This window comes from Empedobacter sp. R750 (genome assembly GCF_030324345.1).
Lineage (GTDB): Bacteria > Bacteroidota > Bacteroidia > Flavobacteriales > Weeksellaceae > Empedobacter > Empedobacter falsenii_C.
The window spans coordinates 50,925-63,609 of record NZ_JACAGF010000008.1; the positions used below are offsets into that span (position 1 = coordinate 50,925).

At 30.0% G+C, this 12,685-nt stretch carries 10 protein-coding genes; 7 read left to right on the forward strand and 3 right to left on the reverse strand.

What is annotated here, in order from left to right:
• Positions 1 to 210: 210 nt before the first annotated feature.
• Positions 211 to 978, reverse strand: a complete 768-nt coding sequence (locus HXZ74_RS09710; protein ID WP_286475088.1) for a helix-turn-helix domain-containing protein — start codon at positions 976 to 978, stop codon at positions 211 to 213.
• 294 nt (positions 979 to 1,272) lie between these two features.
• On the opposite strand from HXZ74_RS09710, the gene HXZ74_RS09715 reads away from it, so the two are divergent.
• From HXZ74_RS09715 to HXZ74_RS09735, 5 genes are all read left to right on the forward strand, one after another.
• Positions 1,273 to 2,457 (forward strand): CynX/NimT family MFS transporter, encoded by a 1,185-nt coding sequence (locus tag HXZ74_RS09715; protein WP_286475089.1) that lies wholly within the window; start codon positions 1,273 to 1,275, stop codon positions 2,455 to 2,457.
• Positions 2,458 to 2,564: 107 nt separating this feature from the next.
• A complete protein-coding gene (locus HXZ74_RS09720) occupies positions 2,565 to 3,404 on the forward strand; it encodes an AraC family transcriptional regulator (RefSeq protein ID WP_114999340.1) in 840 nt (279 codons plus the stop codon).
• A 66-nt stretch (positions 3,405 to 3,470) separates the two neighbouring features.
• A complete protein-coding gene (locus HXZ74_RS09725; protein ID WP_286475091.1) occupies positions 3,471 to 5,840 on the forward strand; it encodes an outer membrane beta-barrel family protein in 2,370 nt (789 codons plus the stop codon).
• Positions 5,841 to 5,996: 156 nt separating this feature from the next.
• Positions 5,997 to 6,551 carry a hypothetical protein gene (locus HXZ74_RS09730; protein ID WP_038334092.1) on the forward strand — a complete coding sequence of 185 codons (555 nt, stop codon included), beginning with the start codon at positions 5,997 to 5,999 and terminating at the stop codon, positions 6,549 to 6,551.
• 126 nt (positions 6,552 to 6,677) lie between these two features.
• A complete protein-coding gene (locus tag HXZ74_RS09735; protein WP_286475092.1) occupies positions 6,678 to 7,229 on the forward strand; it encodes a ferritin in 552 nt (183 codons plus the stop codon).
• Between the two features lie 76 nt (positions 7,230 to 7,305).
• Here the strand turns inward: HXZ74_RS09735 and HXZ74_RS09740 are convergent, their stop codons facing one another.
• Both HXZ74_RS09740 and HXZ74_RS09745 read right to left on the reverse strand, forming a co-directional pair.
• Positions 7,306 to 7,857, reverse strand: a complete 552-nt coding sequence (locus HXZ74_RS09740; RefSeq protein ID WP_038334090.1) for a lipocalin family protein — start codon at positions 7,855 to 7,857, stop codon at positions 7,306 to 7,308.
• 208 nt (positions 7,858 to 8,065) lie between these two features.
• A complete protein-coding gene (locus HXZ74_RS09745) occupies positions 8,066 to 10,288 on the reverse strand; it encodes a TonB-dependent receptor (protein WP_038334089.1) in 2,223 nt (740 codons plus the stop codon).
• A gap of 68 nt (positions 10,289 to 10,356) precedes the next feature.
• Here HXZ74_RS09745 and HXZ74_RS09750 point away from each other — a divergent pair, with 68 nt between their 5' ends.
• Together HXZ74_RS09750 and murI are read left to right on the forward strand one after the other, a co-directional pair.
• Positions 10,357 to 11,451: a PepSY-associated TM helix domain-containing protein gene (locus HXZ74_RS09750; RefSeq protein ID WP_114999337.1), complete on the forward strand. Its 1,095-nt coding sequence runs from the start codon at positions 10,357 to 10,359 to the stop codon at positions 11,449 to 11,451.
• 132 nt (positions 11,452 to 11,583) lie between these two features.
• Complete coding sequence (gene murI, locus HXZ74_RS09755; protein ID WP_038334087.1) at positions 11,584 to 12,393, forward strand: glutamate racemase; 810 nt, start codon at positions 11,584 to 11,586, stop codon at positions 12,391 to 12,393.
• The last annotated feature ends 292 nt before the right edge of the window (positions 12,394 to 12,685 follow it).

Consider the following 12,685-nt stretch of genomic DNA (forward strand, 5'->3'; position numbering starts at 1 on the left):
TAGAATTAGTCTAATAATTAATAAGACAAATGTAAACGAATTTTTAAATTTATTTTTATTTATTCTAAATTAATTTATTGAAGAATGATAAAAATCGAGTTTCATGTTCTAATTCTGATAAAAAAATGAGATGTTAAAACATTATCAATCAACTCAATTTGTTAAAAAATTAAATTAAGAAAAGTAAAAATTGATCGAAATTAAAACTGATTATTTTCGTTTAGGTTTTGTTTTCGTGACAGTAAAATAAGACGCTGTAAAAGCAGACAAACTTTTGTAACCGACTTTATAAGCGATTTCGCTCAATGTAAAATTATTGGTATCTATTAATTCAATACTTTTTAGAATTCGGACAAGTTGCATATATTTCTGAAGTGTAATTCCTGTTTCTTGTTTGAAAATTCGTTGCAAATTTCGAGCAGACATATTCGCTTTATCTGCCAATTCATTCAAATTAAAATTTGTCGAATAATGAAAATGAATGTACTCACTCACCGGAATTAAACGGGTATCAACAAGAACTGGTAATTCTAGATTATGGTTTTCATCACAAAAATGAGGCAAACTATACAACATTGAATTTAAGAAAATCTTTTGCTCCTTCTCTTCTACCAAAAATTTGTTCCATTTTGAGGCATATAACATCATTTCCTTTAGAATTGGCGGCGCAACAAAAACATGAATATCATTGTAAAAATCATCCTTAAAAACTTCTTTAAACAAAATCAACATTGGATTGACGGTTTTCGCCTCGGAAGTCGTACGATGTAGCTTATTTGCAGGAATCCAAATCACATGATTTTGAGGGACTAAATAAATCTTTTGTTCGATATGAAAATATTGGTAACCTTCTTCAACATAATTTAATTGGAAATAATCGTGCGAATGAACCTCATCCGCATTTTTGCGATTCTTCTCGTACCAAACATAAGTATTGGTCTTCATATGATCAGAATATTCTCCAATAATTTGTTTCATAAATTAATTAATTTTCTCTTTTATACATTTAGCTAATTATAGCAATAAAACCGTCAGTTCGAGTGAAATTCTGCAAGAATTTTGTATCGAGAATAAAGTTTTAGAAGATAAAAATTCATCTTAATTCTCGATACAATTTTTATTCATTTCATTTCTAAAAATCACTCGAACTGACGAATTTTAATTCAATATGTACAAGAAGTTAATTTTATTTGTCGTTTTAAATATAATATATGGCAAAATTAATAAAAACGACATGATTAATTTTGTAACCGAATTAGAAATATCAAGTCAATGGAAAAAAATAAAAATATTTGGATTGGAATTGCAGTTGTCATTTTAGTTTCAACTAACCTAAGAGCTCCAATTACAGCTGTTAGTCCAATTTTAGATGAAATGAAATCTGTCTTAAAAATAGATAATTTTCAAGCAAGTTTATTGACTTCTATTCCACTTTTCGTATTTGCATTTTGTTCAATTTTAGTGAGTAAAGCCACTGCAAAAATTAACATTCGACACGGATTAATTTATTCCTTAATCATTCTAATTATCGGGATTTACGTCCGTATTTACGGCAATATTTCGATGTTATATATCGGTTCGTTATTAATTGGATTGGGAATTTGTATTGGAAATGTTTTGACACCAGCGTATATAAAAAATACGTTTCCAACAAAAATTGGAATTATGACAGGTATTTTTTCGGTTTCGATGAGTTTAATCGCCGCTTTAGCTTCTGGATTGAGTATTGCAATTGGAAATTGGACAAATTTAGGTTGGAAAGGTTCTCTTGGAGTTTGGATTGTAGCGGCTATAGCTGCACTTATAATTGTCTGTATTGATTCTTTAAAAAATAAAACAGCAACTCAACAAAAAATTGTTCAATCAGAGGATGTAAAATTCAATATTTTCAAATCAAAACAAGTATGGAACATTAGTATTTTTATGGGATTACAATCGTTGATTTATTATTGTTTGGTTGCATTATTACCTACATTACTAATAGATTTTGGTATGACAAAAAACAATGCAGGTTGGGTATTTTCGGTTTTACAACTTGCCATGTTACCCGCCATGTTAGTAAGTCCAGTTTTAGCCTCACGCATGAAAAATCCAAAAATTATGATTTACATAACTTCCATTTTATATTTTATTGGAATCATAACATTGCTAATTTTCAAAGCGAAATTCAGTTATTTGAGTGCGATTTTAATTGGAATTGCAGGAGGATTTGCCTTTAGTCTTTCTATTTTATTCTTCTCATTAAGAACAAAAACAATGGTTGGAACAATCAAAATTTCGGGAATGGCACAATCTGTTGGTTATTTAATTGCGGCATTTGGACCTCCTATTTTCGGAAAATTATATGATATCGATTCTACTTGGAGCTATTCATTATACTTTTTAATGTTCTGCATGATGATCCTAACATTTTTTGGAATAAAAGCTTCTCAACCTAAATTTGTGGAGGAAGATTAAAAATAATTCGAATTTACAGGTAACATACATCAAGCAAAAGCGTCTATAGAATAGAACACGTTATCAACGTGTTAATCGCACAAATTGATTATATTACATGTAAGTTTATGAAAACCATAATTATACAACCTCATCATCCTGAATTAAAAAATATTGTTCAATATTTCATCCTTTTCAGATCTGAAAAGGATGAAAAGATTGATTATTCAACCTTTCCTAATACTAATCTTTGTCTTTCCATTTACAAGCAGAATAAAATCATTCTCGAACAAAATAAAACTAGCAAACATCTTTTTACCTTAAAAGGAAATGCTACGTACAAAAGTTATTTATCAGGATTTCACGAATCTAATCTTAATGTAAGCATTAATGCTACTTTAGATGAAGTTTGTATTATTTTTCATCCAGCTGCGTTACGTTTATTTACAAATATTTCGTACGATGAATTAATTAAAAGTGATGAAGTTTTCGAAATGATTTTCCCAAAATTTGCAACAGATTTTACAGAACAATTGTTTGAGGAAAAGAATTCTTTGAAAAGAATTTTAATGCTCGAAAATATACTATTGAAAAGCTTAAATCAAGATTATTTAACTACTAAAACCAAAGAAATCTTATATCTCATTCAACAAACAGATGAATTAAAAGTTGGTCCTTTAGCCAAACAACTTTCAATGAACGAATCGACTTTATATCGTTTATTCATGAATCAGATTGGGCAAAGTCCTAAATCTTTTTTGAAAACAGTTCGATTTAGAAAAGCGCTAGAGTCTATTCTTCATTTCGAAAAAGAAAAACTTACGCATATCGCTTACCAAAATAATTATACCGATCAATCCCATTTTATCCGCGATTTTAAAGAAATTACGGGGCAATCGCCCAATCAATTAAGAAATAAAACAAGCATTCAACAAGAACAATTGGCTTGGATTTATGCGCAACATTAAGCTGCACGATTTTTACAATTTTATCTTTCTTCGATACTTTTTCTTTGTTATAAATTAATATATCATATGAAAAATCTTATTTTGATTAGCTGCTATTTGATTGCCTTTAGCTTTTGTTCATCAGTTTTTGGGCAACAATTTTCGATAAAAGGAAAAGTAATCAATCAACATGACAAAGCACTTGAATTTGCTGATGTTCTTCTTTTCGAAAATGACAGTTTACTTATCAATCAAGCATATACAGATAATCTGGGATTATTTTCTATGAAAATAGATGCTGGAAATTATTTACTTAAAATAGAACAATTTGGCGTAGAATTTTATTCGGAAGAAATAGAAATCAAACAAGATAAAGACTTAGGGCTTATCAAAATTCAAGATGCAACAACTTTAGAAGGCACAACGATTACAGCAAAAAAGAAATTGATTGAACAGAAAGTTGATCGACTTGTTTACAATATCGAAAATTCTATTGCTTCACAAGGAATGTCTGCTTTGGACGCTTTACGAAACACACCAATGGTGAATGTATTAAATGATAATATTTCGATTGTCGGAAAAGGAAATGTTTCGGTTATGGTAAATGATAGAATGCTTAATTTATCAGGAAGCGAACTTACGAATTATCTACAATCGCTGCGCTCCGACGATATTGCGAAAATCGAAATCATTACAACTCCTCCTTCAAAATATGAAGCGCAAGGAAATAGCGGAATTATTAATATTATTTTAAAGAAAAATCCCAATCTTGGCTGGAGCGGGAGTGTAAATTCTTCATATCAACGAAATTCATACAATGGTTTCAGAACAGGCGGAACGCTTAATTATCAATCGAATAAAATAAGTAGTTCATTAAAAATAAATCAAGGTGATATTAATTATAAATTACACAATAGTCGAAACCTGATTGGGAAAGAAACCGCAATTTATACAAACGAAGAAAGACATGATAATCCGAAGATTTTTAACGTTAATTATAACTTAGATGTCAAAATCAATAAAAACCAAAATACAGGATTTATTTACAGTTATAGTAAATTGAATTATGATATGAATACAAAAGGAATCAGCAGATACCAAACACATTCAGTTATCGATTCTACTTTGTATACCAATCAAAAACAACATTGGACAACACCAACACATACCTTGAATGCCTATTATGACATAAAATTAGATAGCATTGGAAAAAAGCTAAATTTCACGGCAAATTTTCTGAATAATTCACCAAAAAAATTCAATGATTTTAATACGCAAAATGAGTTGAATAACAACGAAACTTTAATCCAAAACAATAGTAAAATGAAATATTCGATCTTTTCGATGCAAGCTGATTTTACTTTGCCTTACAAATGGTCGAACATAGAAACTGGAGCAAAATATACATTATTGGACAACAAATCGGATGTGGGATATTATGAATTTGATGGAGTAGATTTTATTTTGAATCCTACGAACAGCAATATTTTCCAATACAAAGAAAATAATTATGCAGCTTATGTGAGTTTTCAAAAAGATTTCAACGAAAAATGGTCAACAAAAGCAGGTTTACGATACGAATACACTTCGCTAGTAGGTTTTACGCCAAATGACGAAAACAGCAAACTGAAAAAGGACTATGGAAAATTATTTCCTACAGCCTATGTCAGCTACAAACCAACTACGAATCATTCGTTCAGTATCAATTATTCCAAAAGAATAAATCGTCCCGATTTTCAATCTTTAAATCCATTTCGTTGGTACACAAATCCGTATATGTATTTCACAGGAAATCCTAAATTACAACCATCTTTTAATGATAATATCGAACTAAATTATTCGTACAAAGGAAAATTGACTTTTGGACTTTACAATCAATACAGCCAAAATAATTTGTCTAATATTGCACGATTTTCGAATGGAATTTACAGCAATGTAGTAGAAAATAGTTACGATCAAAACAGAACGGGATTCAATATTGGATATTACAATACCTTTTTCAAAATTTGGGAAACTTCAGTTAATGCGAATGCATCTTATACAACCACAAAACCGACTATTTCTGAAGTGGAAAAGTTAAAAGTTTATTCGATGTCGTATTCTTTCTACAACACCATCACATTGAATAAAGACAAAACATGGTTTTTGATGCTTAATTTCTGGCATACGCTTCCATTCACTTATGCCAATATCAAACTACAAGATCAATTAGAGTTTTCGCCTGGAATAAAAACATCTTTCTTTGATAAAAAATTACAAGCCAATTTTGTGATAAATGATGTATTCAAAACGATAAAAAACAAAGGATATTCATATAACGGCGATTATCGTTCAGAATTTAATCAATACAATGATTACAGAGGTTTCAAACTTAGTTTAACATACAATTTTGGAAATAATAAAGTGAAAGAAAACAACAAAAAAGTGAATTTCGAGGAACAAAATAGAGCAAATTAAACTTAATTCAACTCTCAAAAACATCAACTTAATTGTTAACGTTTAAATTTCGATACTATTTTCAAAAAATATAAGAATAGTTATGGTGCATTCCGATGAATATGAGATATTTGTTTGACTTAACACTTTAATACAAATTAACAAGAACTAAATTTAATGAAGAAAGCATTAGAAAATTATTCAATTCAATTTATCAAAGAAATTATTCCTGTAACCGTAGGTATTTTGATTGCACTGTTTATTGACAATTGGAACACAAATAGAAAAGACCAAGTGTATATTAATCAAGTTTTTTCAACGATAAAAAGTGAATTGAATGAAACAACGGAAGAAATAAAATACAATGTTCCTTTGCAAAATTCTTATGTCGATTCACTTGAATACTATGCTGATAACAAAAGTGTTAACATTTTGGATATCACAATGAAATGTAAAGGCGTGTTTATTCCTCAAATTAAAACAAGCGCTTGGAAATCAGTTTCAACTTCCAAAATTGACTTGATAAATTATGATAAAATCACTTCTTTATCTAATATTGAAGAACAAAAAGATATATTGAAGAACAAAACAGAATTTTTCATGAATTTCTTGTACTCCAACTTTTATGAAACAGAAAAGAACAAAAAAGAAACCATCAAAATTCTAATACTAGACATTATTCAAACCGAAAAAACAATTCAACGACAAATTGATTTTTATAATAAGAAGTAAGGTTTAATGTTATCAAAATATTTGAAACGAATCTAAATATCAATATTTTAGAAAGTATTAACATTCAAAAATTGGGTTTGGTGCGAAAATTCCATTCAATATTCTCAACTTAAATAACCCTTAAAAATGAATACAACAAGAATTTCTAAAACATTACAAAAAGCACTAAATGATCAAATTACATTAGAAGCTTTTTCGGCACAAATTTATCTAATGCTTGCATGTTGGGCAGATGAAAATCAATTGGACGGAGTCAAAAATTTTATGATGAAACACTCTCAGGAAGAGCGCGTACATATGGCTAAAATTATAGAATATGTACAAGAACGTGGTGGAACTGTAAAAATTGAAGCCATTAAAAACCCTGGACCTGAACCTAAAAATGTATTAGAGTGTTTTCAAGCTGTTTTAAAACAAGAAATCGAAAATACCGAATCCATTTACAAAATTGTAAAAATGAGTATGGAAGAAGAAGATTGGGCAACATGGAATTTCTTACAATGGTTGGTTGCTGAACAACGTGAAGAAGAAAAATTAGCACTCGATTTATTAGACAAAGCAAAATTAGCGGGTGGTGCTAATATGTCTGATGCTGCAAAATTTGATTTAAACAAAACGATTGGTAATACAGGGCAAGATTTTCCTACAGCAGATCAAATTAATCCATTAGCAGAATAATATATTCATCATTCATCTCAAAGGGCTAATTTCTTAAAAGAAATTAGCCCTTTGAGATGAAACTATATTTATCAACTTATTCTTGTACAGTCCAAGTAAGTTCCTCTATCGCATATCCTTTTTCTTCTGCATACAAAAGAAACTTTTGTTTTGTTTCTTCCGAAATTGTTTTTTGTCGTGATAAAATCCACATATAATCATGACTTTCACCAAAAACCAAAGCTGTTTCATAATTAGGATCCATCAACACTACATTATATCCTGAATAAAATGGTCCAAAGAAACTAACTTTTAAAGCTCCTTTCCCCTCTTCTCCGTTCAACTTAACTTTTCCATGAGCTTCTGTCCATTGGTTTTCTTTATCATCAAAACCTCTGTTATGAACTTCTATTACACCTTTCTTATTCAAAAAATAAGTCGCAGTTACATGACTCATATTTTTTTCATATTTGAAATCTAATCGTGCAATTTCATACCACTTTCCCATGTATTGTTGCGGATCAAAATTTTCGACCGCTGTAACATAATCCGGGATTTTAACTTTTCGACAATTCAACCAAGCATAAGTCAACCCTCCCAAACCTGCTAACGCTAAACCTGAGATCATTTTTTTATTTAATTGCTTCATAATTCATTCTTTTTGTGAGAAACTTTATTTATAAATTCAATTGCAATCATTAAGCCAATAACCATATTTGAAAAGGTTTTAATACATTTTCTTGTTTAGTTTTCTTTATAAATGAAATACACAAAACTTTCTAGTACAGTTTTCAATATTTCCTATCTAAAAAATATTTTCAAGAAAAAAGCGAATCAAAAGATTCGCTTGTCATAAATTAAAAATTGTATGTAAAACTTAGATTAAAAGTTCTTCCTCGTCCAGCGTAATAAAACAATTCTGGAACTTTATATGCACTATACAAAACTTGTGATTTTGCACTCCAAATTGTTTGATAATCGGTATTAAAAATATTCTGAACACCTAAATTAATTTTACCGAAAGGTAATTTGTAAGCAATCATTAAATCTGATGTATTGTATGAATCAATCACATTTTCCAAACCATCTGTGTATTTGAAACTTTGTAAAGTTTGAAATCTAAAATTCCAATTATCAAATCCATAACCTGCGTAAGCTGTAAATTTAGAAGGTCCAGAAGTTGAAACGTCTTGTTTTTGCCAATCACCATTTTTCTCCACTTCAGATTTGATTAACAATGTATTTGCTCCAACATAAAATCCTCCGTTCGTGTAAGAAACCTCTGTTTCTACGCCCATATTTCTTAATTTCTGATCAACTACTTCTACCCAAAGATTTAATCCATCACGTTTTAAAGCAATATTTTTATCGGAATTACTGATAAATCCAGAGATTTGTCCTTTAAATCCATTATTTGTTCTGAAACGATAACCAAGTTCAAATTGTCCTGTTTTCACACCAGAAAGAGGAGAATCTTTTACATTGACACTCGAACTTAAATCCCAATTATTGGTTGCAGAATTAAATTTATAATTTCCATATCCATAAAATTTTGATGGATCAGCCAACGAAACTCCTTGTGAATAAGTTGTCCAAACTTGGTTCAATTCATTAATTTTATACAACAAACCAGCATTTAGCATCGTCATATTATAGCTACTTTTTCCGCCTGGAATATAATCGGCGCTGTTTCCATAACCATTTGCGATTTGCAATTGTTGAGTAGAACCAACAAAATCATCCAACTTAATCGAAATATCTTGGTAACGAATTCCTCCCGAAACTTTCAATTGAGGTAAAATATCATACTCAGCTTGCGCATATCCTGCAAAACTTGTAGAATGATTGGTTGGATAACGATCAATTGTTAAAACAGTGTGATTAATCATTCCTCCACTTGATAATGATTTCTGAGAATCAAATACATTTTGTTGACCTTCAAACTTTTCAAAGTCAGCGTCTACACCATATGTTAATTTCAATTTCCCCCAATCTTTTACCAAAACAGCTTTTAGACCCGAATAATACGTATCCTGTTGAGAAGCCGACATATAAGGACTTGTCCCAGAAGGCAACGTTAAATTACCTGGAAATGGGTAAAATCCTAATTTCTCAACACGAGAAGCAAATTGAACATAAACGTCTTGCCCTCCTAAAATATTCGTTCCATTATAACTCAATGTTCCCATTACACGCTCTGTTCCTGGATTTTTATCCGTATCAAAACCATCTCGCATTTCCAAAACAGAAGCATCTCCTTTGGTTAAAACACTAATATTTTCACCTAAATATAAACTACGATCTCCATTATATTTTGAACGATAATATTGCACAGATCCATTGATTTGATGTTTCGGATTGAATTTGTAACCCGCTGTTGCCAACACATCAATAGATTGATTATATTGTAAATCTAATTGCGAAATATCTGCAAATATTTGATCACCATCTGCATCATAAGCTCCACCATTTTGTTGAAAAGCAACAGCCAAACGTCCAGTAAATTTATCATCTTTGTAACCAATAGATTGAGCTGCACGCCAATCATGATCATCACTTCCTGAAAAACCTGTACGTGAACCAAGTTCTGTTTCGCCACTAATTCCATTTTTTAGCGTTTTTTTCGTTACAATATTGACAATACCACCTGTTGCATTTCCGCCATAAATTGCGCTTGCACCAGATAAAACCTCAACTCTTTCGATATTAAATGGATCTATTGCATCCAATTGACGACTTATGTTACGGATACTGTTTAAGGAAACACCGTCTATCATCACCAACATCGAACGTCCACGCATATTCTGACCATAATTTGATCTTCCTTGTGAACCAACATCCATCCCTGGAATCATAATCGCTAAAGCTTCTTTTAATGGAACACCATTTTTAGCTTGTTGCGCAATTTGTTCTTGATTGATCACCCAAACAGTTCCTGCCAAATCAGATATTTTTGTAGGTTTTCTTGAAGCAACTACCACAACATCATTCAAATCTGTGGATATACTATCATTCGTTTGGGCATATGACAGCGAGGCACTCCCAAATAAAATTGTTAAACAGATGATATTTTTTTTCATAGTGTGTTTTTAAATAATTTATATTTGCTGCAAATATAATTTTTATTTATTCTAAATTAATTTTATTAATGAAAAAATATTTTCTTTTTCTTCACAAATGGCTTGGATTATTTACAGGTATTATTATTTGTATTGTAGCAATAACAGGAGCTATCTTTTGTTTTCAAGATGAAATAAAAGATGCACTGTTTGATTATAGAAAAGTTGAAATTGTTCATCAACCATTCATAAAACCAAGTGAAATTATTCTTAAAGTACAAGACAAAAATCCTAAACATGTTGTTCTTCGAGTGATGTATATGGATAAAGATCGATCAACTGTTGTGATGACGATGGATGATAAAAAAGAATCTTACTTTGTATATGTCAATCCATATTCAGGGAAAATCTTACATCAAGAAAATATGAAACAAGATTTTTTCTTGGTGATACAATACATTCATATGAATCTTTTATTGGGTGATATCGGAAAAAATATAATTGGTTTTTCGACTGTTATTTTTATCATGATTATGATAAGTGGATTAATACTTTGGTGGCCCAAAAAGAGAAAACAAGCTAAAAATGGATTAACGATAAAATACAAAGCAAAATGGAAACGCATCAATTATGATTTGCATAATGTATTAGGATTTTATGCTTTTAGCATTGCTTTTATTGTCGCTTTATCAGGTATTGCATTTAGTTTCAAACCTGTTCGCAATTCATATACACAAATTGTTAATCTTGGAAAATCATTTCCTAATGAAGAAAAAGGATATGTCTATCAGCCTAAAAAAATGTTAGAAGACAATTACACTATTGTTGATTCGGCATATGCTTATAGTTTAAAAAATAGTCCAACAGCTTCTATGTATTGGATTTATTTACCTGTTCCTGATAAAAATCCTTTAGCCGTAAGAGCATATCATAAAAGTTTGCGCTATTATGCGGTTGACGAATATCAATTTGATTCGAAACAATTTCAGGTTTCTAAATTAATGAATGAGAATTTATCAAATGGTAAAAAGTTTGCAAACTCAATGTATGACATCCATACAGGACAAATATTAGGTTTATTTGGTAAAATATTAGCCTTTACTTCTTCAATAATTGTGGCAAGTTTACCCATTACAGGTTTTATTATTTGGCGGAATAAAAAACGAAAGCAGAAAAGAAAATAATTTTATTCAAACAATTGTTGAATAGATTATAAAATTTATAATTTCTATTAATCATAAGCAATTTTTCAAACCAAATTATTAGGCTAACATCTTAATACATTTTGTAAATTTGTACTTCAAAAATAAGCGAATATGCAAGGACCAATTGGTGTTTTTGACTCTGGTTATGGAGGATTAACCGTTTTCAAAGAAATACAGAAAAAACTTCCGCAATACGATTATATCTATTTAGGTGATAATGCTCGTTGCCCTTATGGAATTCGCTCGTTTGAGACAGTTTATGAATACACCAAAGAATGCGTTTTTAAATTGTTTGATTTGGGATGCAATTTGGTTATACTTGCTTGCAATACAGCCTCTGCAAAGGCTTTACGAACAATTCAGCAAAATGATTTACCCGAAGGCAAAAGAGTTTTGGGTGTTATTCGCCCAACAACAGAATCGATAAATGAATACACAAAGAATAACAAAGTCGGAATTTTAGCTACGCAAGGAACTGTTTTGTCCGAATCGTATAAAATTGAGATGAACAAATTTCATCCAACAATTGATGTTTTTCAATTAGCTTGTCCACTTTGGGTTCCTTTGGTTGAGAATAATGAAATTGATAGCAAAGCTGCGCACGATATTGTAGAAAAAGATATTCAACGCTTATTTGATCAATCATCCGAAATCGATACAATTGTATTGGCTTGCACACATTATCCGCTTCTTCTTCCTGTGATTTCGCAATATGTACTAGAAAATGTAACAATTCTTTCGCAAGGAGAATTGGTCGCGAATAAATTAACTGACTATTTACATCGCCATCCCGAAGTAGAAACACAATGCTCAAAAAATGGACATCTTACATTTTATACGACAGATGATGCGAAAAGTTTTGAAGCAAATACGACAATTTTTTATGGTCAGAAAATTACTGCTTCACATTTAGATGTTTAAAATATTTTTTCAGAAAAATACAAATAAAAAAACCGAGCAACTGCTCGGTTTTTTTTTTAGGAAATATTTGAAGTATTGAATATAAAATATTGAAAATTATGATGTATTAATATTAAAAAAAAGCTATTTATTCTGAATAAATATTCATTTTTAATTAATTCTTTTACAAAAAAAAAGCCTTCTAATTCTTAATTATTTCTTAATAAAAAATTAAATATTAATTCAAAATACACTTTATTTTTTTTATTTTTTAAGAAAAAATTTCTACATCTTGTCTACATATCAAGTTAAG

Bases quoted from the DNA above. Each gene is read 5' to 3' on its own strand.
- HXZ74_RS09710 (WP_286475088.1), bottom strand. From the start codon at position 978: ATGAAACAAATTATTGGAGAATATTCTGATCATATGAAGACCAATACT.
- HXZ74_RS09715 (WP_286475089.1), top strand. From the start codon at position 1,273: ATGGAAAAAAATAAAAATATTTGGATTGGAATTGCAGTTGTCATTTTA.
- HXZ74_RS09720 (WP_114999340.1), top strand. From the start codon at position 2,565: ATGAAAACCATAATTATACAACCTCATCATCCTGAATTAAAAAATATT.
- HXZ74_RS09725 (WP_286475091.1), top strand. From the start codon at position 3,471: ATGAAAAATCTTATTTTGATTAGCTGCTATTTGATTGCCTTTAGCTTT.
- HXZ74_RS09730 (WP_038334092.1), top strand. From the start codon at position 5,997: ATGAAGAAAGCATTAGAAAATTATTCAATTCAATTTATCAAAGAAATT.
- HXZ74_RS09735 (WP_286475092.1), top strand. From the start codon at position 6,678: ATGAATACAACAAGAATTTCTAAAACATTACAAAAAGCACTAAATGAT.
- HXZ74_RS09740 (WP_038334090.1), bottom strand. From the start codon at position 7,857: ATGAAGCAATTAAATAAAAAAATGATCTCAGGTTTAGCGTTAGCAGGT.
- HXZ74_RS09745 (WP_038334089.1), bottom strand. From the start codon at position 10,288: ATGAAAAAAAATATCATCTGTTTAACAATTTTATTTGGGAGTGCCTCG.
- HXZ74_RS09750 (WP_114999337.1), top strand. From the start codon at position 10,357: ATGAAAAAATATTTTCTTTTTCTTCACAAATGGCTTGGATTATTTACA.
- murI (WP_038334087.1), top strand. From the start codon at position 11,584: ATGCAAGGACCAATTGGTGTTTTTGACTCTGGTTATGGAGGATTAACC.